Source organism: Motilimonas sp. 1_MG-2023, from assembly GCF_030547455.1.
Lineage (GTDB): Bacteria > Pseudomonadota > Gammaproteobacteria > Enterobacterales > CBDFNC01 > Motilimonas.
This window is the reverse complement of record NZ_JAUOPX010000016.1, coordinates 1-20,348: the sequence shown is the minus strand read 5'-3', so window position 1 is coordinate 20,348 and position 20,348 is coordinate 1. Positions and strand designations below refer to the sequence as shown.

Annotated in this window: 17 protein-coding genes and 1 pseudogene; 11 read left to right on the top strand and 7 right to left on the bottom strand. The window is 43.1% G+C overall.

Going from position 1 to position 20,348, the window contains the following annotated elements; all coding sequences use genetic code 11:
• Positions 1-59 precede the first annotated feature (59 nt).
• From Q4519_RS10520 to Q4519_RS10500, 4 genes are all read left to right on the top strand, one after another.
• Positions 60-926, top strand: a complete 867-nt coding sequence (locus tag Q4519_RS10520; protein WP_232801624.1) for a phospholipase A — start codon at positions 60-62, stop codon at positions 924-926.
• Positions 927-1,430: 504 nt separating this feature from the next.
• Entirely contained in the window at positions 1,431-1,856 is a 426-nt protein-coding gene (locus Q4519_RS10510; protein WP_303512019.1) for a MarR family winged helix-turn-helix transcriptional regulator, read from the top strand.
• Positions 1,857-1,926: 70 nt separating this feature from the next.
• On the top strand, positions 1,927-2,769 hold the full coding sequence (rpoH, locus tag Q4519_RS10505; protein WP_303512132.1) for an RNA polymerase sigma factor RpoH: 843 nt from the start codon (positions 1,927-1,929) through the stop codon (positions 2,767-2,769).
• 135 nt (positions 2,770-2,904) lie between these two features.
• Complete coding sequence (locus Q4519_RS10500; protein WP_232801626.1) at positions 2,905-3,420, top strand: aminoacyl-tRNA deacylase; 516 nt, start codon at positions 2,905-2,907, stop codon at positions 3,418-3,420.
• An 81-nt stretch (positions 3,421-3,501) separates the two neighbouring features.
• On the opposite strand, the gene trmH is transcribed toward Q4519_RS10500, so the two are convergent.
• The 4 genes from trmH to gmk form a co-directional block, all read right to left on the bottom strand.
• The gene (gene trmH, locus Q4519_RS10495; RefSeq protein ID WP_232801627.1) at positions 3,502-4,218 is read right to left on the bottom strand and encodes a tRNA (guanosine(18)-2'-O)-methyltransferase TrmH; all 717 of its coding nucleotides are present in this window, start codon (positions 4,216-4,218) and stop codon (positions 3,502-3,504) included.
• Between the two features lie 14 nt (positions 4,219-4,232).
• Positions 4,233-6,365: a bifunctional GTP diphosphokinase/guanosine-3',5'-bis pyrophosphate 3'-pyrophosphohydrolase gene (spoT, locus tag Q4519_RS10490; RefSeq protein WP_232801628.1), complete on the bottom strand. Its 2,133-nt coding sequence runs from the start codon at positions 6,363-6,365 to the stop codon at positions 4,233-4,235.
• A gap of 113 nt (positions 6,366-6,478) precedes the next feature.
• Positions 6,479-6,754: a DNA-directed RNA polymerase subunit omega gene (gene rpoZ, locus Q4519_RS10485; RefSeq protein ID WP_232801629.1), complete on the bottom strand. Its 276-nt coding sequence runs from the start codon at positions 6,752-6,754 to the stop codon at positions 6,479-6,481.
• A gap of 113 nt (positions 6,755-6,867) precedes the next feature.
• Positions 6,868-7,491: a guanylate kinase gene (gmk, locus tag Q4519_RS10480; protein WP_303512016.1), complete on the bottom strand. Its 624-nt coding sequence runs from the start codon at positions 7,489-7,491 to the stop codon at positions 6,868-6,870.
• 284 nt (positions 7,492-7,775) lie between these two features.
• Between gmk and Q4519_RS10475 the strand changes: the two genes are divergently transcribed.
• Entirely contained in the window at positions 7,776-8,270 is a 495-nt protein-coding gene (locus Q4519_RS10475; protein WP_232801631.1) for a hypothetical protein, read from the top strand.
• Positions 8,271-8,307: 37 nt separating this feature from the next.
• Here Q4519_RS10475 and Q4519_RS10470 read toward each other — a convergent pair whose 3' ends face one another.
• Complete coding sequence (locus Q4519_RS10470) at positions 8,308-10,707, bottom strand: GGDEF domain-containing phosphodiesterase (RefSeq protein WP_303512014.1); 2,400 nt, start codon at positions 10,705-10,707, stop codon at positions 8,308-8,310.
• A gap of 300 nt (positions 10,708-11,007) precedes the next feature.
• A complete protein-coding gene (locus Q4519_RS10465; RefSeq protein WP_303512012.1) occupies positions 11,008-12,171 on the bottom strand; it encodes an anthrax toxin-like adenylyl cyclase domain-containing protein in 1,164 nt (387 codons plus the stop codon).
• A 203-nt stretch (positions 12,172-12,374) separates the two neighbouring features.
• Between Q4519_RS10465 and Q4519_RS10460 the strand changes: the two genes are divergently transcribed.
• The 3 genes from Q4519_RS10460 to Q4519_RS10450 all read left to right on the top strand — a co-directional run bounded on the left by Q4519_RS10460 (position 12,375) and on the right by Q4519_RS10450 (position 15,941).
• Positions 12,375-13,580 (top strand): hypothetical protein, encoded by a 1,206-nt coding sequence (locus Q4519_RS10460; protein ID WP_232801634.1) that lies wholly within the window; start codon positions 12,375-12,377, stop codon positions 13,578-13,580.
• 264 nt (positions 13,581-13,844) lie between these two features.
• Positions 13,845-14,843: a YecA family protein gene (locus Q4519_RS10455; protein ID WP_303512009.1), complete on the top strand. Its 999-nt coding sequence runs from the start codon at positions 13,845-13,847 to the stop codon at positions 14,841-14,843.
• Between the two features lie 216 nt (positions 14,844-15,059).
• On the top strand, positions 15,060-15,941 hold the full coding sequence (locus tag Q4519_RS10450; RefSeq protein WP_303512008.1) for a hypothetical protein: 882 nt from the start codon (positions 15,060-15,062) through the stop codon (positions 15,939-15,941).
• A 136-nt stretch (positions 15,942-16,077) separates the two neighbouring features.
• Here the strand turns inward: Q4519_RS10450 and Q4519_RS10445 are convergent, their stop codons facing one another.
• Positions 16,078-17,250: a MerR family transcriptional regulator gene (locus tag Q4519_RS10445; protein ID WP_303512006.1), complete on the bottom strand. Its 1,173-nt coding sequence runs from the start codon at positions 17,248-17,250 to the stop codon at positions 16,078-16,080.
• A gap of 427 nt (positions 17,251-17,677) precedes the next feature.
• Between Q4519_RS10445 and Q4519_RS10440 the strand changes: the two genes are divergently transcribed.
• The 3 genes and pseudogenes from Q4519_RS10440 to Q4519_RS10430 all read left to right on the top strand — a co-directional run.
• The gene (locus tag Q4519_RS10440) at positions 17,678-17,983 is read left to right on the top strand and encodes a helix-turn-helix domain-containing protein (protein ID WP_004249763.1); all 306 of its coding nucleotides are present in this window, start codon (positions 17,678-17,680) and stop codon (positions 17,981-17,983) included.
• The gene (locus tag Q4519_RS10435) at positions 17,980-19,230 is read left to right on the top strand and encodes a type II toxin-antitoxin system HipA family toxin (RefSeq protein ID WP_303512005.1); all 1,251 of its coding nucleotides are present in this window, start codon (positions 17,980-17,982) and stop codon (positions 19,228-19,230) included. Before Q4519_RS10440 ends, Q4519_RS10435 begins: the two co-directional genes overlap by 4 nt.
• Before the next feature lie 38 nt (positions 19,231-19,268).
• A pseudogene (locus tag Q4519_RS10430) lies at positions 19,269-20,279 on the top strand (phospholipase D-like domain-containing protein); the annotation flags it as partial.
• Positions 20,280-20,348 lie beyond the last annotated feature (69 nt).

Here is a 20,348-nt window from a genome sequence, read left to right as displayed (position 1 = left end):
TTTATATAGTTCTCTTGCTCTAATCTCTCGTTTAATTATTTAACTCACAGGGAAAGTTTATGAAATACCTACTTTTAGCGGCTGCGATGCTTTCGACTGCCGCTATCGCAGAGCAGGTTGGTGATACCGGGGCTGATAATGCTGCTCTCGAGCAACGTTTGGCCGATGAGCGAGAAACCTATGATAATCCATTTGTAATTACGGCCCATAAACCTACCTATATTTTGCTGGGCAACTATAACGATAAGCTCTCTGCTGAAAATTATGCTAATTATGGTGAGCTACAAGACGTTGAGATTAAATTTCAATTTAGTTTTAAAATGCCAGTTTGGAGTGCTCAATCTCAGTACGGTCCTTCCTTGCTGTTCGCTTACAGCCAAGTTTCTTATTGGCAGGCATATAATAAAGCGGAATCATCACCATTTCGAGAAACCAATTATGAGCCTGAAGCGTTTTTGTCTTGGCGGCCAAATTACCAGCTTGGTGCCGGCTGGAGTGTTCAGGTAGCGCAAATTGGCTTTGTGCATCAGTCCAATGGTCGTAGTGAGCCGCTTTCCCGCAGTTGGAATAGAGTTAAGGCCAGTGTCACTTTAGAGCGCGGTAACTTAGGGCTAGCGTTAGTGCCATGGCTGCGAATTCCAGAAGACCGAGAAGAAGATAATAACTACGACATTACTGACTATTTAGGCCATGGCAAAATATTGGCGGCTTATAAATGGCATGATCATACTTTTTCCATGATGAGTCGTAACAACCTAGAGAGTGGCTTTTCAAAAGGGGCGATAGAAGGGAGCTGGAGTTTTCCTTTGACATCTCGGGTTAAGGGTTACGTTCAATTTTTCTCAGGTTATGGTAATAACCTGATTGAGTATGACCAATACAACAACACAGTAGGCATCGGCATTGCGTTGACCGATTGGCTGTAAGTTGAGCATCGATCAAGAGCACGCCTCGGCGTGCTACTTGTTCAAATGTACATTTCCTTCCTAATTTTTTATTTCTTCATTTAACTTGATACTAGGGTTTGTTGATCTTTCGTGATTGTTTTTGCAGCGAATTGTTGGGTATTTATACAAAACGTTCGTTGTGGCCAGCACCTTTGTGGCATAGTGAGCTACGCGAAAAGGCGCTAACGCAGTAGAAATGGCCAACAAACGCTGTCCTACGGATTCGGCTAAAAGCGTTTTGCCCATCGTTGAGCAGTATTTACTTAAAATGCTAAGCGACACACAGCTCGCCTTGCTCAAAACGCTTTTAGACAAGGTGTCCCCTCTCGAACAAAAATCAACCAGCAAAGATCAACAGACCCTAGATATTGTTTGTTTTTTGAACTAATATTATCTCGCGTGACAACCTAGGTTGTCTTTTTGGGAGGGCTCTAATCTGTTTGTTGAGAGCCCAAGTAGGTTAAGCTAACTTTGGTAGGTAACATGGCACAACGTATGCTTAGTCACTTAATTCAGCGGCAGCATCAGCTTATTGATGAAAAAATGTCGCAGTTAGCGCGCGCGCGTGGTTGTGATATGACGCTCGCACAGAGGACAGTATTTAATTTAGCGAGTCAACAAATCATTACCTTATCTGAACTAGCGCAATACTTGACTATTAGTCGACAAGCAGTACAAAAAACAGTTGCTGTATTAGTTGAGAAAAAGTGGGTAAAACTAGTGCCTCATCCTGATAATCGCGCGGCTAAAGTGGTGATTATTACAGAACAAGGTCAAATGGTCCGTCAGCAGCAGCAGCAAGTAGTTCGTGAAGTTGAGCTTAATTTATATCAGCAGTTAGGTGAAGATAAAGCTAAGTTATTACAGCAACTGTTAAATGAAGAATGGCAAATTGACAATATAGGTTGACGGGTTGCGCTGAGAGTTTGTATCGCTAGTTAATACTGGTTAATTAAGATTTTAGAGGAGATGAGTTGTGATGTATCAATTAGCCAATACTTGTCCTTTGGCCGATTTACAAGCTTATATTAATCAAGTAAATCGTTTACCAATACTTAGTGCCGAGCAAGAGCGTGAGTTAGCAGAGAAGCTGTCTAAAGAGCAAGATCTTGAGGCCGCGAAAGCGTTAATTATGTCAAACTTGCGTTTTGTAGTGATGATAGCTCGCGGCTATCAAGGCTATGGTTTACCGCAAGCTGACTTAGTACAAGAAGGTAACATTGGTTTGATGAAGGCGGTAAAGCGTTTCGACCCTGAAATGGGCGTGCGTTTAATGTCCTTTGCCGTTTATTGGATCAAGGCGGAAATTCATGAATATGTATTTCGTAACTGGCGAATAATTAAATCTGTCACCACTAAAGCGCAAAAGAAACTTTTCTTTAATCTGCGTAAGTTCAAGCGTGATTTACATTGGTTTAGTGCAGATGAAGTAGAAGAAGTTGCCGATACTCTTAATGTTACTCCTGCGCAAGTGAGAGAAATGGAAATGCGACTGTCGAGTCAAGATGTCTCATTACTACTGAGTGATGATGACGAAGAGGATCGCTACCTCGGGATCCCAGAATCCTCTTTGCCTGCTGCAGATGCATCGCCAGAGTTACAATTGCTAAACTTAGATCAGCATCAACAGGGGCAAGATAAGCTGTATCAGAAATTAGCGCAATTAGATGATCGTAGTCGGGATATTATTGAAGCGCGCTGGCTCAGTGAAAACAAGGCTACTCTCCACGAGTTAGCTGAAAAATACGGTGTTTCTTATGAGCGGATTCGCCAATTAGAAGGGCAAGCTATTGGCAAATTACGTGCTCATATTCTGGCATAGTTACTATACTTACACCAAAGTACCAAGATGTAACGGTACTTTGGTGTCAGAAGCATTCAGGCATGCTTTTTAGCATTATCAGTTAAATTTGATGCTTAATTTTATTCATAAGGAGGTGGTTAAAAAGGAGGTAATATGTATATTCAACGTTTGAGCAATTATTTAAGTCAAGCTCATATCCATTATCAGGTGTTGCAGCATTCACCCGCTTACAGCGCCAAAGAAATAGCCGAAATGACCCACATTAGCGGAATGGATTTTGCGAAAACCCTTATTATCAATGTCGATGGTATTAGTATGATGCTAGTGCTACCCGCGACTTATCGCTGGGAGCCGACTAGCTTTGCCAAAATGATGGGGGCTGAATCGGTGGAATTGCTCCCAGAAGAAGAGTTAGCGTTGCTATTTCCGAACTGCGAAGTAGGCGCCATGCCACCCTTTGGTAACTTATATGGTATCGCGGTCTATATTGCACGTGAGCTTACGTTACGTGAGCACATTATGTTTAACGCGGGTAATCACCACGAAGTGTGGCAAATGGATTATTATGATTACCATGAACTTGTTTCACCTAGGGTGATTACTGAGGGATATGTGCGTAATAATCCTTCGCGTCCTGTGCATGTACATCATGGCGGGTTTAGCCACTAGTAAGCCATGCTGTTAAGCGCCCATAAAAAAGCCAGCGTTAAACTGAGCGCTGGCTTTAGGTTTCCATCAAAAAAGCGATTTCTAATCGTTATCGATTTCCGTCCATGCTGTTTTACTCATTTGTACTTTCTGCCACCACTCTTCCGATGCGACAATTTGTCCTTCATCATCAATTTCTGGGTAAGGTAAATCTTTTTGGCGGCACAGCTTAGCAAAAATAGGGTGGCCGCCTTCAAACATAATCCGGTCACGCTCTTTTTTCTCGATATGATCTGTTTTTGGTTGGTACATACCAGCAAGCTCACGCTGGCGTTGTGCTTCGTAGAGCATCAATGCTGTAGCAACAGATACATTTAACGACTGGCACATGCCGACCATAGGAATAATGACATCTTGATCAGCTAACGCGAGGGCTTCGGCTGTGATGCCGTCTTTTTCTTGGCCCATTAAAATAGCGGTTGGCTTGGTATAATCAATTTGACGAAAATCAACAGCTGTATCAGACAGGTTTGTCGCAATAATTTGCATGCCTTGAGCTTTTAGGGCTTTAACTGCATCGCTGATGCTATTGTGTGGCTTGACTTGAACCCAGTTTTGGCTGCCTGTTGCAGTATGGCCCGATAAACGCATCTTAGGATCATCCCAAATGGCATGAACTTCGCTGATGCCCACCGCATCACATGTGCGTACGATAGCGGCTAGGTTGTGTAATTTATGAACCTTTTCCATACATACGGTGAGGTCGGTTTGACGATGCTGTAGCATCTGGTCAATGCGGGTAAAACGCTCTGGAGTCATACTTTTTCTCTAAATTAGTGCTTCTTAACTGGGCGGTTGCGATTTCGAGCCACCTTAGTTACGTCAGGCAAGACACGGATCTTACGCATAATATTGGCTAGATGGATACGGTTCTTAGTGGTGATCAGTAAATCGACTACATAGACGCGACCGTCTTTTTCATCGGTATTTATGTTATGAATATTAGAGCCCGTGGCAGCGACCGCGTTGGTTAAGTCAGCCAACACACCTTGATGATTGATTAATTCAACACGAATTTCGGTGCGGTATTCGTGTTCAGTATCCAGACTCATGTCCCACTCAACCGCCATATATTTATCCACCTCATTAAGATGGTTCTGAATATTGCGACAAGTATCTAAGTGGATAACAAGCCCCTTACCTGGGCTAATATGGGCAATGATAGGGTCGCCAGGTATCGGGCGACAACAGTTTGCATACGTTACTAGCATGCCATCAGCGCCTTTGACTGGCATTTTACCGTGTTCAGTATCGGCTAAAGTTAGTTCATCGGCATTGCCAAGTAAACGACGGGCAATGACGATACTCATGGCGTTACCTAAGCCGATATCTGCCAGCATATCTTCAATGCACTCTTGCTTGGTATCTTGCAGTACCTTCGCGATATTTTGTGGGTCAATATCTGACAAACTCTTGTCGCCTAAAGCATGATTTAGCAAGCGACGACCTAAGCCGACTGATTCGTCAAAACGTAGGTTTTTCAGCATTTGGCGAATTGTATTACGAGCCTTACCTGTCACTACGTAATTGAGCCAAGCGGCATTCGGTCTGGCTCCCGGCGCGGTAATAATCTCTATCGCTTGGCCATTTTTTAGTTTACGACTAAGTGGGTAAGGCTGGCGATCTACCCGCGCGCCAACACAAGCATTACCAACATCAGTATGCACGGCATAAGCAAAATCAACCGGCGTTGCACCTAAAGGTAATTCGATAATGCGACCTTCAGGGGTGAAAACATAAATCTCATCAGGAAACAGCTCGGTTTTTACACTTTCAACAAATTCAAATGAACTGCCCGCACTTTGCTGCAACTCAATCAAGCTTTGCATCCAGCGACGAGCGCGCACTTGGGCGGTTGTACCTGAAGCTTCGCCATTTTGTTTATAAGACCAATGTGCAGCAACCCCTTTATCGGCCATTTGATCCATGTCTTCGGTGCGGATTTGGATCTCGACTGGTACACCATGAGGGCCGACTAAAGAGGTATGTAATGATTGGTAACCATTGGCTTTCGGGATCGCAATATAATCTTTAAAGCGGCCAGGGCGGGGCTTAAATAAACTGTGCATTTGACCAAGCACACGATAGCAAGTATCGAGTGAGTCCACCATGATACGAAAAGCGTAAATATCCATCACTTCATGGAATTGCAGCTCTTTACTGCGCATTTTATTGTAAATGCTGAATAAATTTTTCTCGCGACCAAGTACTTGTGCTTCAATACCAACATCTTCTAAACGGCCCGCTACTTCAGAATGAATATTATCCATTACCTCGCGGCGATTACCACGCGCACGGCGCACCGATTCTTTCAGTACACGATAGCGCATTGGGTAAAGCGCTTGAAAGCCAAGCTCTTCCAACTCGTTCTTAATATTGTGAATACCTAAACGGTTGGCGATGGGGGCAAATACTTCAAGGGTTTCATTGGCGATGCGGCGGCGTTTATCGGGACGCAGTGCGCCTAGGGTGCGCATATTATGAGTGCGGTCGGCAAGCTTGATTAGCACAACGCGAATATCTTGCACCATGGCCATAACCATTTTGCGAAAGTTCTCAGCTTGCGCTTCTTTGCGATCACGAAACTTTAGCTTGTCTAACTTACTAACCCCTTCCACTAACTCGGCAATGGTGTCGCCAAACATGGCGGCTAAGTCATCTTGCGTGGTTTCAGTATCTTCTATTACGTCATGTAACAACGCCGCGGCCAAGGTTTCATAATCAAGGCGCATTTCAGCCAAAATATAGGACACAGCAACAGGGTGGGTAATATAAGGTTCACCACTAGAACGAAATTGACCTTCGTGCGCATCCCTTGCCACGATATAAACTTGTTTTAGTTTTTCTTGTTGCTCTGGCGGCAAATACGTTGCGGCCAGTGTTTGTAAGCTTTCAAAGATATACAAACTCGTCCCCGATAGTGCAAAGGTAATAAAGTGAAGATACTAAATATTGAGTGGAATAGTGAGCTTTTTGATCAAAAAAGCACCCATGGCGGGTGCTTTATAGAGAAAGGTGCTTAACCGCGACCTTCTGCAATCGCTGCAACCGCTGCCATTTCAGCTGCGTCTTGTTCTTGTTGCTCTTGGCGATCTTGCATATCCATTGTGCTAGAAGTCACTAGGCCTTCTTCAATTTCACGTAAAGCGATCACTGTCGGCTTATCATTTTCACTGTCAACTAAAGGCTCTTTACCTTGTACCGCGATTTGACGAGCGCGACGAGCCGCAACTAGGATCAAATCAAAACGGTTTCCAATTTTATCTACAGCATCTTCTACAGTTACGCGTGCCATCTAAGGACTCCGTGGATTAAAAAAAACGACGCAAAATTATACAAGCTTAGACGAGCTAGATCCAGATCCTTTTCGCCTAAACGTGTCACTTAATTGTGTGTTAGCTTAACACATTAAGCTAACAACTCTGAAATCATGTTTCTATGCAATGCACTCTGGCGCGTTTGCGCTAAGCGCTGACCTTTAATAATAGTATCAAACTCGGCCAATGCTTGGTCAAAGTCATCATTAATAATTAAAAAATCATACTCATCATAATGAGACATTTCTGATTTGGCTTGTGCCATACGTTTGTTAATGGTTTCTTCACTGTCTTGACCACGTTGGTATAGGCGTTGTTCTAGCGCTTCGCGACTGGGCGGTAAAATAAAAATGCCTTTTGCTTCGGGCATTAGTGCTTTCACCTGACGAGCACCTTGCCAATCAATGTCCAAAAATACATCAATCCCTTGATTCAAGCTGTCTTCAATGGCTAGGCGTGAAGTGCCATAAAAATTGCCAAATACTTCAGCCCATTCGAAAAAGGCCTTGTCAGCGATCATTCCTTTAAATTCGGCTTGATCGACAAAATGATAATGCTCGCCGTTTACTTCGCCTGGACGTGGGTCTCGAGTGGTGTGAGAGACAGACACTTGCAGCTGTTTGCGATCGGAAATATTTAGTAATGCGTTGATCAGACTTGATTTACCAGCTCCACTGGGAGCAGAAACAATATATAAAGTACCTTTAAGTGACATGGTAATACTCTGCAAGGGCCATAAAGGCGGCTAAATGTAGCAAAAAAAAGGGCGCGGAAAAAGCTTAGCTTGCAGGGCAATGATATTTGTTGGTCATTGGTTTTTTGCTAATTGCAGGTTAATGAACCAGAATTTGATAAAATAGTTAATTATGGCTGTTTGTTTGCTTTTAAAATAGGTAACCTAATCAGTGCTATGTAACGTCACCTTGGATGTAAGTGATTGTAACTTAATCAGTACATCATTGTGGTCTTTGAAATTATCCAACAATAGTGGAGTAACATATGAAGACGAAAGAGTCGTTAAAAGCAGTAAATGAAAAGCTCGAATCTTTGAAAGGTAGCTTAGCCGAAGAAGCTGGCAAGCTGAAAGAAAATGGTCAGCAGTCGTGGCGTGAAACTCAAAAGCATCTAGATAACATGTCGGATAAGTTGAAAACAGCCTATGAATCGTTAGAGTCAAACTACGATGAGACTAAGCTAAAAGGGCATCTTGCGGTCATGGAAGCGCGTGATAAGTGGGATGAATTAGGTAAAGTGGTTGAGCAATATTATCAGCACTCTAAAGATGTCAAAAACAAGGGTGAACAAGCATTAGATGAAGCTCAGCTGCAATCCCATTTATTAAAATTGGAGGCCCGCGACGCCATTGAGGCTAAAAGTAAAGCGGTTCGTCAGCAATACAATGAATCGCGTACTGAGTTAGAAAATTTGACCGCTAAATCGATTAAAGAAATAGATAGTTCGTTTGAAACCTTAAAATCGAAATTTACCCGCTAGCGGTTTTAGGCGAATTAGTCTGGAATGGATGTGCCGACTAAGCTTCAAATAAATGTTCCACATCGCCGGGCTTCATTGGCTTGGCGATGTAATAGCCTTGGCCGTATTCACACCCTATTTCGACTAATTTTTTATGCTGTTGTATCGTTTCTATCCCCTCTATAATCACTTGGAAACCTAAGTCATTACTTAAATCGCGCACCGCCCTCATGAGTGATAAATCTTTTTTCGAACTGAGCATTCGACTGGTGAAAGAACGATCAACTTTGATAAAATCAATTGGATAGTCGAACAAGGCATTAAGGGAGCTAAAGCCCGTGCCGAAATCATCCATGCCGATTAAAATGCCCGCAGCGCGCAACTTATCTAAAGCTTCAAAAGAAGACTGATTTTGTCGCACAAACTCTTTTTCACTGAATTCAAATACTAAATTTTTCGGTGATACCTTAGCTTGATTGATAATGTCCAAAAGAGTATTAACAGATTCCGTGTTGAGTAAGTGCTTAGGTGATAAATTGACCGCGACACGAATGTGTTTGGGGTGCAACTCCAGTTGTTGCCATTGATACAGCTGCTTGCAAGATTGACGCAAAATGTTCAAATCTAGTTGGATAATAAGACCCGATTTTTCGGCAAAAGGAATAAAGTCTAGGGCTTTGCGTAAAGTATGTTTACGGTCACTCCAGCGAGCGACCACTTCAAAGCCCATTAAAGAGTTATCTTGCAGCCGGATCATCGGTTGATAGTGCGGGATAATGTCGCCATGAGATAATGCGTTTAATAAATCTTTGCTCAATTTTGCGCTGTCTTTATTAAGTCCATTGTCTTGGTGAAAGCTAACATGAGATTTACGATGTTTAGCGATATACATGGCGTTGTCGGCATCCTCTAAAATTTGCTCGACACTGGTGTATTCGTTATTAACCTGCGTTATACCAAGGCTGCACTTGCAAGTTAAGAGCTCGTGACCAAGGGACATTGGGGCTTCAAACGCGGCGACAATGCGCTGGGAGATTTCTATCACGTCTTCTTTCGCTGCTATTTTATCGAGTAGAATAACAAACTCATCACCACCAAAGCGTGCTAACACATCATTCTGTCTTATACAGCCTTCTAATAACCGAGCACTACTAATCAACACTTGATCTCCCATGTGATGACCGTAGTAATCATTAATGTTTTTGAACTTGTCGAGGTCAATAAATATGACAGCAAAAGTTTCATCAACATGACGCTTTACGCGTTTGAATGCGACCGTTAACTTTTCAATAAACAGTGCTCTGTTACCTAGCTGAGTTAAAGGGTCGTGAAAAGCGCCATAAGTCAGTTTTTCTCTAATACTTTGATATTGTCTTAACTCTTGCTCTAGTTTCCTATTTGATTGGCTGAGTTGCTTAATTTTGCTTTGTATTTGTCGGTCAAAACGTAAATTTTCTTGCAAGGAATATTGTGTTAATTGACGCTGCAAAGTTAAGGCTGACAAATGCGCACAATACACCACTAAATTTTGTATTTCTCTTTGCATACCAAAGGTATGAGAGTGGCTGCAGATAGCCAGTACTCCTAATAATCTACCATCATAAAGAATGGGCGCGCCAAACCAAGAATGTTTAAGGGTGTAGAGAGGCGGCTGTTTTTGTTGTGCATGTTGCAAGTGAGCAAAGCTTAAAGGGGTGAGAAAACGTGCTTTGCCATTTTTAATCACTAGCTCAGCTAGGTAAAGATATAAAGGCGCAGTTAGTGCTTTTGTACTGGTGAAGAACATATTTGGTTCACTGTCATTCAATAGAATGACGTAATTTTCAACGTCAGGAAGATAAGGTTGTAGGGTGACTCTAAGCTTTTCAGAAAGCTTATCCATGGCTGAATTACTTACAGCTTGTAGCGTCAAATCTTGATAAGCAGAAGGACTAATTAATTGGTATTGGCCGTTGGCAAGTAATGCATTTAAGCGCGCTTTGAGTATATGTTGTGCTAGTTGTTCGATAGCGGGAGAAGCAAATTCGGCGCTGATTAGTAAATAGAGAGAAGGACGCAAAAAAAGATTGTTATTTAGTAAGTTAATACAGTGCCAAGATGCTGACATGTTTAATTTATTAAGGGCGTTGAGGGCGTTGGTATTTGACAGGTTTAAATGAATTTCTTGTTCAATAATATGGCTTACCTGAGGCGATCCAATTTCAGTATGGGCTAAGATTTGGCCACCGCCAGTCCCCGAAAATTGGACTAAATAGACTTGTTCTACCTTGGCACATAGGCTTAATAAACCGAAACTGAATTGACAGACATCAGCATGCTGTTTTAAACGCTGTTGAGGTTCATAGTCAAAAAGGTGTTTTAGTTGCGCTAATAAGTGCGATCTTGAATCACTAAAATTAGTAAAGCGTGGAGAAAAATAGTCTGGCTCTGAGCTCGTTTTAAAGTTTGGGTCATCCATGCCACTACACGCCTATAAAGCCATAACGGGAGTACCTTTGAGTTTAGCAGGGATTGCTTATTGAGCAAAAACTATACAGAAATGATGGCTACTTTAGTAAAATAGCCGTTTCTATCATTTTTAAGTAGTCATTCACACTGACGAATCGAGTTTAACTACATTGAGCCTAGTGACTATTCCACTAGGCTTGATCTTAATTCGCTCACATCTCAAATCAACCCAAGGGTAGGCACTTCATTTCTTTCATGAAACATATATTTTATGCGAAGCCCAAAGGCTTCGTGGTTGGATCGAAAGAAACTAGTACTGAATACCACGAGCTTTAATGCTATTTAAGATACCTATATGAGCGTTTCGACTCGCTAGGATATTATTCATTCGCTCGGTGTCGGCTTCTTTATATAAGTGCCACCAAGCATTTAAAATGGTCTGGTAACCCATGCTGCGTGCCATTTCAATGAAATCTTTATAATCAGAAATAGTAGTAAAAAACATTCGTTCGCCACTAGGGAAAAACGCAATTGACTCCACTTCTAAGTTGTCGACCATAGGGCGGCCAGCTTCGTCACTGTGATGAACGATGTTACCCCCTTGGTACCCTGTGTTACGAAAGCCAGTATTCAACCTGTTTCTTACAGCATGTAAACGGCGTGTCATATTGCCTGTATGGCGACTTTCTTGGGCGGTAAAGGTATCAAAATTAAAGAGCTGATTATTTGAATCACGAACCCTACGTCTATCGTCGCCATTGGGGTTGTAAAGTGATTTCAATGGAAAGCAGCCCCATAAATCATAGTCTCCCGTCATCACCGCGCGATAAGTTGCTTTGGTTGCCTTGTCGCCTCGGGGATCGGTTAATCCCATCACTTGATATAGCTGACCGAAGCTCGTAGTGATTTGAGGGCCAAGTAATTTTTTTTCTGGTAGTTGATGACGATGGCGATAGCACACAGCCCACAAGCGGGTAGTTCCTCCTCCTGTTACGCGATGTGGCAATTGTCGTTTCAATATGAACTCTAGAATGAGTCCGCCTTTCGATGTGCTGATGCGGCGCTCATTATCGGAAACATGATGCTCGACATAAGTTGTTGAGCCATCTCCAGCAAAAAGTGCAGGTAGAGCGCGACGGCGAGCTTCGGTAATAAACAGCCCTTTTAAGGTAGCGCCTTCATGAAGTGCACTGTTTACACTTTTCAATTGGCTACGTACTTTATCTGCCGCGACCCCATTTTTTGAAAAGCGAGGGTCGGCCAACACAAAACCAGCCATAGGTCCCCAATTGCAAGATTTGGTCTTTATGTGGAAACCTTTGGTGGCGTAGTTTTCTAGAATAAGTTGAGTCGCATACTTACCGACAGAGCGAGAAATGATAATACTGTTTTGATTTTGAGCGACCTGACTAAAAACGTTAGCATGAGTGGGAGGGATCCCTGATTCTGTCACTGCTGCCTGCCCGTATAACATAAAAACTCCTTGTATGGCTTGCGACATCTTCATCAGCGCAATAAATAAGGATGAGTATAGAGTCCGTTGTGAGGAAAGCCATTGAAAAATGAGACATTAGTTAAAAAATTGTAAAATTCAAACAAGTTGGACTTAATTGCTAACAAAATCTATTTCTTCACTTGCTATGCTTGTTGCTGATTCGGTTTGATGAGGTAACAAACATGGCTATATTCACTGTTTTCTTTTGTGGTACTGGCTCAAATGCCAATGACCATGGCCACCGTAACTATTTTGAAGGTGAGCTTATTTCGACCTTAGCCAAAAATGCAGTGGGTCAAGAAACATTAGATTATTTACAAGTAGACGGCGTGGGTAGCGGGAACCAAAGTGAATGGATGAAGCATACCAAGGATGACACTTATGGTAATACCCTTGGAACTATGGGTCGTGGTATTGATAGTAACATGAACCATGTTTTAAATGTTCTGCGGGGGGGCTTTGTTGATAAGGGAAACTATCAAAGGCGTGCTGAAGATATGCTGTCGGAAAAGAAACCCAGCCTATGGCAACGTTTAACTACGTCGGCATACGAAGAATGGCAAAGAGATACGAAAGAACTGGCTGGAGATCTTAAGCATGCAATGTCATTGCAGCGTGGTAACATTACCGCAGAGCGGCGCCTAAACCCGATCACTCAAGTTAATATGGTTGGCTGGAGTCGCGGCGGGGTTAGCTGTTTTGAGCTAGCAAACCGAATGGCCAAAGATCCTCAACTCAGCAATATTCCAGTCAATATATTTGCTTGTGACCCTGTTCCGGGTGGTGTGAATGCATTCAAAGATTACAAAACATTGCGTAGTAATGTTAAACAAATTGTGTGTTTATTTGCTGCAGACGAACGCTCATTTGGTTTTAAAGCGAGGATGCCAAGGCTGCATTCCAGTACTAAATATTACACGAGCTACATGCCTGGACGTCATGCCACCTTGGTTGGTAACTCGGATACAACAGGTGGTAGCTCGGGAGAAAAGCGGCTAAATGGCCCAGGTAATGTTACTCGAGACTTTATGGAAAAAGTATTGCTAGGTTGGGGCTCAAGGTTGAAACAAAGTAGCTTGAAAAATCTTAATCGGGCTGAAATTTTAGCCTTATATCAGCAAATGCAGGGTAACCAGCACTACTACCAAAACCAACACAGTCAGGTATATACAGTCAAAAACCGCATACTGTGGAGTGGAAAAAGTCGAATAGGACAAAAGCGTGAAACTTGGATGGGGTTACCCAGCCGCAGATTTCAATACCAAGGCATTACTCAAGACTTTGGCGAGTGTGTTAATCGCCATCATGCCGATGTACTCGGCCATGATATATTTGCGTTACATGGCCTGAGTAAAGCCATGCCATGTTCTATTAATGATTTAATGTAAATGCTAATAAAGCCAAGTTTTCATAACTTGGCTAGCTCGGTTTTTTCCATTAGTTAGTTCTTAAAGGGTCTGCCATTCTTGACCACTTTAGTGATTAATATTATTTAGCCGTTATACTTTGGAGTTATCAATTTTGTTGACAGGTCAGTAGCAAGCCATGCTCAAATAGCGCCATATCTAGAATAAAAAGCAGTCTTGGAATAGTGAATTGAGCAGATATAATGACGCTGCGGTTAAAAAATAAATAGCGCAGAGTGACCTAGCATGAAGATAAGCCGAAACGATCCTTGCCCATGTGGAAGTAGCACAATATATCAGCGTTGTTGTATGAATAATGCTGCTAAACAACAGGCTGACGTGTTTGATGATATTGCGCAAACTGTAGCAATGAACCCGAATCTAACCCTAGATGAGTTAAGCCGGGTGGTGCAGCGTAAAATGGCACAAAGGAACAACCAACCTCATACTGATTTTTGTGGTCTTTCACCCACACAAATGGCTAACTGGCTGTATGCCCCGTTTAACGAATTGATTGGGGTGACGATTAATACACCAGTAGACTTATCCTCCTGCCCCGTGATGCGTTATCTGGCGCTTATTTTAGATGAAGCCGTGCAACAAGGTGGCTCATTTAAAGCGACGAGTAAAGGTAATTTACCTACAAAACTGGTTAAGCAAGCCAGTGGTTTACTGCCTGAGTTTGCAGTCGCAGAGTATGAACTGGAGCCAAGTATTAGCGACTATATGGGTAGCAATGAGGACAAGTTTATAGCCCTTCATTACACGCGAGTGTTGGCTGAAATTGCTGGAATTATTTATCGTCGAAATGGCCGCTTTCAGATTAAAAAAACCGCGCAGAAGCAGTATCAAAGCCATGGTCTCAGCATTTTCTTCCAGCCCATGTTAGAGGCGGCTATTACTCAGTACAACTGGGGCTATCTCGATAGCTGGCAAGACAATGTAGATTTACGAACCTTTTGGTTATTTATGCTATGGCGACTGCAAAGTCACGGTTCTATTGATCAACTCATTGCAGAAGTATGCATCGCTTTTCCTGATCTTGTGAGCCAGTTCCCTCGCGATACATATGACACCTCACAACAGCACCTCAGCATGCGCATTGAAGCGCGCTTTATTAATCATTTTTTACAGTTTTGGGGATTTATCACCGTTGACCCAAAGCGCTATGCAAATAAAAAACGTTTGCCAAGAAAGGCGAATATCCAACTGCTGCTGACTCAGACATTTGAGTTTAGTATTTAGCAGCAATACGTGAACATTGAGTGGGCGTAATTGCGAAGAGCAATAAGAGCCTATAGTATATTACTCAAGTACACTGTTATGAGCATAAAAGCCGTGCAGCAACCGAATAGAGAATATTCAGTAAAAACTATAGGCCTTCAGTGTTTGGAGCCAGGCTCACTTGGGCAGTGTTACTTTTGACCCTATGATGGTCCAATACTAAAAAGGAACTACCCGATGATAAAACTCTATGGCGAAGCCCAAGTCTCAGGTTTCCTTGAAGAAAATCTGGCCGCTGAGCTGTACACAGAAGACGAATTGAGCTGGGTGGTCACCACGACAAACAAGAGTATCAACCGATTTCCTTTTTATAATCTTTTATTAAAAGGGGATGAAAGAGCGATCATCAAACATGGTCCAATCAGACAAGAGTTGGCTGCTTCCTATGCTTCATATCAAGAACACCTGTTTAAGGGAACGTTGTCCTTTCCTAAACAGTGGCAGGCCAATAGACAGAGAGTTTGGCCAGACCACTTGCTGGGCTTAGACATCGTATACTCATCGCCAAGTATATTGGTCTCAGCTAAGTTCAAATCTTTATGTGAACGTGAGGGAATAACCGGTGTCACGTTTGAGCCCTGCTTGCTTGAAGGTCGGGAATACCCTGAAGCCATGACAGCCTTTGGCGGCGACATTATTGAAGGGTTTGAACTGGCAGATTGTTATCAATTGGTCATCACCGAGGAGGCCGGACCGGTAAATTATGGCGCAGCCACTTTTCTAAAAACCGCTACTGGCCACTACTCTATTCACTGCGATTTAGCCATGCCAACCAGCACCTTCTATCGCCCAGAGAGCTTAAAAAATGTTGATGTTCAGGTCAGCTCTGCAGTGGAAGACTTGCTCAATAATGAAGTCATTAAACATGATGCGGCCCCGATATTTAGTGCCAAACTGTTGAAAATAATGCTGGATAATAAAATAAAAGGCAGCCAGCCATTCAGTCGAAAACCCAAAATCGACTTCTTGGTGGTGCCCGTCAGGACCGAGCCTTACGATGATTCTATAAACCACGGCCATTGGGATAGTGATACGATAACCCAATACTTAGCTAGGTGATGAACCAGATTGTATTGGCGTAGTGAAGTGTAACTATACTGAGGAATCTTATAGTCAAAATATATTCCAAAATGGATACGATTGTAACCGTACCATCTAATTGGCTATACGCAACTATTTGCTAAAAGACAACTTGTTACGCCCCTTTGCGTAGCACAAACATCTGATAACCAAACTCGCCTAGGTAGCGTTCATAAATCGTAATTTCTTGCTCCATATCTGCAAGGGCGTTTGAGTTTGGCATGCTTGCTTTTATTTCTGCAACTCGTGCTTTGAGCGGTTGATAGTAATCGTGCCATGCTTGTTCACTCAGAGTGAAATGATCCATCACATCAAAACCAGCTTGGCGCATTTGCCCTAAGCGTTTTTCGATGGTTTGCATATCTGGGTATTCACCTGCCCAGAACGCTATAGCTTCTTGGCTTGGGCTATCGGTTAACCATACCAAATCACTGACTATCATATAGCCACGATCAGTCAGTAATTTACGCCACTGGGTTAACGCTTGCTCAACACCCATTATGTAAGCCGCCGCTTCTGACCAGATGCAATCAAAGCTGGCAGGGGCAAAGGGCAGGTCCGTCATGCTGGCGCAGCTTAAGGTAATGCGGGTATCTAACTCCTGCTCAGCAAGGCGTTCACCGAGTTCATCCAGTGCACTTTGCTCGTTATCTACTGCCACGATCTGTGCTTGGGTGTGCCGTGCCAATAAACGGGTTGAAAAACCTTTGCCACAGCCAATATCAACGATCTGGGTTGGCGCTGTTGGCAGCGTTGATAACGCTTTTAGTGTATCGGCATCGCAGCCCGGCCCCCAACGCTCTAAGCGTTGGAATACTCTCATAAAGTCGGCCATATATTGATCGTGTTCGTTCATATCTTTTGACAACCATTTTAAATGCAGGGCTTGTTGTTCATTAAAACCTTGCTGTTTTAACCAATCCAGATGGACATCCGGCGCTAATTTGTCAGTCAGTTGATGCCAGGGCCGCAGTGAGCCTTCACCCAACAAGGCGGCGAGTAAATCTCGAGCCTGTTGCTTTTGAGCTATATCTTGCTCCAATTGTTGCAAGCGGCTCTTCAGCACTTCGCGCTCTACTTTGCTGTCTAGGCAAGCCTTACATTCCTTGAGCGTTAAGCCACCGGCTTGCAGTTGCTGTAATAAATGCAGCCGCTGAGCATCTTTTTCTGAATAAAGTCGGTAGCCGTTGTCTTGGCGTGTGCCATGCAACAGGCCTTGCTTCTCATAGTAAAGCAAGGTTGATCGCGACAGCCCGACTTTTTCAGCTAACTCAGAAATGCGATACACAGATAAAACGTCCTTTCCGTTAATTTTTTACAATCGGGCGACTGGCTTAAACAGACCAGGGCGTTAATGACGATAAACTATGAAGTTATAGACAGGTCAAATGCTGTTAGCAAAAAATACCGTTCAGTAAAACGCATAGACGAGTACTCAACTTGCATTTCACACTTTTACGCGCAGAAAAGTGCGGAATTTTACATTTTTATGCGCATAAAAGTGTAATTTGGTACTCTTTAGTATTCAGGGATTCACATCATCGCCTTGGCCAACGCGCAAAATAAACCTAAAAGTAGGATATAAATCCAATTATAATGAGTAAAATGGGAATATAGTCCCGTGTTTGACTTATTGGAGTTGCTTGGGCTTCAAAGCTGGACTATATTCCGAGTAATGATTAAATAATGGGAATATAGTCCCTTTTGTTGGTGATATGGCTAAGCGTGATTTACACAATGTACTGTTTCCAAAGCAGCGCAAAATCCTGACTCATTTTGGTGAAGACTTGCTGTTGGCGATGAAGCGACGTGGTTTTACTAAAAAGCTGCTGTGTGAGCGTACTGGCTTTGATCATAAAACCGTGAACAAAGTCTTCGCAGGTGATCCTGGCGTTGCCATAGGCACTTACTTAAAAGTGATGGCCGTCCTTGGCATGGAAAGCAACTTTGCAGAAATGGCCGCCCATGATGAAGTGGGTATCAAGCTGCAAAACATAAAATTGCTGGAAGGTTCAAGATGAGCCGTGAAATTGTCGAAGTCTATGCCGACTGGCAGCCAATTGAAGCGCCTTTGCTAATAGGGCTGCTTTCTTACAGCGATTCAAGCAGAGGTGGCGTGTTTAGTTTTGCCTACGATAAAGCATTTTTAACCTCAGCCTATCGCTTGCAAATTGATCCAATCCTGACGCTTCACTCCGGTGTACTCTACAACGATGAAGCCGATAAAAACTTCCGTGCATTTCTTGATTCGTCGCCTGATAGATGGGGACGTATTTTAATGCAGCGGCGTGCGGCCATTGAAGCGCGCAAAGGCATTCGAGCAACAAGTCGATTAAACGAGTTGGATTACCTGTTGGGCGTACATGACTCTTACCGGATGGGTGGTATTCGATTTAAGCAAGCAGGCTCGGATGCTTTCTTAGATGACAACTCTGAGTTTGCTGCGCCGCCAATGGCTTTTTTGCGAGAGCTAGAGCACGCAGCAATGCAGATTGAAAAAGACGATAACATCGACAGTGACGAGTATTATCGCTGGTTGAAGATGCTGATTTCTCCAGGCTCATCATTAGGTGGTGCAAGACCCAAGGCTTGTGTGGCAGATGAACAAGGCCACTTGTGGATTGCCAAGTTTCCCAACTTAAATGATACCTTTGATGTGGGGGCGTGGGAGATGGTCTGTTATGAATTGGCTTTGGCGGCAGGTGTTGACATGTTTCCAAGTGAGATTAGGCAGTTTTCCTCTGGGCATCATACCTTTTTAACCAAACGGTTTGACCGCGACGGCGATCAGCGGCTGCATTTTTCATCGGCCATGACTCAACTACAATACTATGATGGTGAACAATCTCAAGGTGCCAGCTACTTAGAAATTGCTGAATTTATTTCCAATTCTGGTGCACAAACCGAAGCTGATTTAGCACAGTTATGGCGACGTATCGTGTTTAATATTGCCGTGTCCAACACCGATGATCACCTGCGTAACCATGGATTTTTATTAACAAAGAAGGGTTGGAAGTTATCACCCGCTTATGATTTAAACCCGATAGTGGGTAAGCATGGCCTGCATCTGAACATTACCGATGCAGACAACGCTTTAGACTACCAATTAGCCTTTGACGTAAAAGACTTCTTCCGACTATCTCAAACCCAAGCCACGCAAATTTACGATGAAGTATTAAATGCGGTTAAGCAATGGCAAGCCGTTGCTAAGCGGCTGGGGATCAGCCGGGCCGAGTTAGCTATGAAACAACCGGCATTTAACGTTTAGGTATTTTGACAACAAGTCATCAGAATCCAAGGGAACATATGCAACAAGTCGGAATTTATGAGCAGCTTATAACCCAACTTATCGAGGGTCACATTGACCGAGAGCGGTTCTATGTTGGCGAACGTGAGCTTAATAGCGCCGAAGCATCCACTTGGTTATCTCGCTTCCTTTCGCACATTCTTGAGTATGCGATTGATTCAGTGCCTGCGAGCGATGATCGCCTGCAACAGCAAATTGCTTTGTCCAACCAATTGCTTCTTTGGCTTAAAACGCAAATTCAAAATAGCGATTTTATTGAAGACAACTTGCTTGCTAGCCAAGGCAAAATTCTGACCGCGCTATACGAGTTAGAAAATCCAATCTCAGCCGATTTAAAAAATTACATTAAGGATGTTTTTCCTCTAACAGGTTTAACGCAAAGTGAGCTGTTTTGTGGCAGCAATGCAGGATTGTCGCTGGAATCTGAATTAAAGCGAGAGATCTTGTCTGCAGATAAGATTTACTGGCTAGTGTCATTTATTAAGTGGGCTGGGATCCGAATTTTTCGCAAAGAGCTAGAAGAATTTACGTCTAGCGGCCGTGAGCTAAAAATTATCACCACTTCATACATGGGAGCTACCGACGCGAAAGCGGTGGAATATTTGGCGAGTTTGCCCAATACCCAAGTCAAGCTGAGTTACAACACAGAGCGTGAACGGTTACATGCTAAGAGCTATCTATTTTTGCGCAACACTGGCTACCACACCGGTTATATCGGATCTTCCAATCTTTCCCATTCAGCGCTAACCAATGGCTTAGAGTGGAATTTAAAAATTACCTCGCAAGAAATCCCACATATTATCAATAAATCATTGAGTACTTTTGAAACTTATTGGGCATCCAATGAATTCGAACATTTTAGCGGGGACACAAAGAGCAGCGAGAAACTCAAAAAAGCCTTGAACCAGCAGCGCGGAGATTTTGAGGCTAGCCCCACCCATTTCTTTGATATTTCGCCGTTTCCGCATCAGAGTGACATATTGGAGCAATTGGCTGTAGAGCGTAGTGTAGTGGTCAACTAAAACTGGCCACCTCGTTATAAGTTTTGAAGTATTCTGCTTCAGCCTTTTGTGGCGATA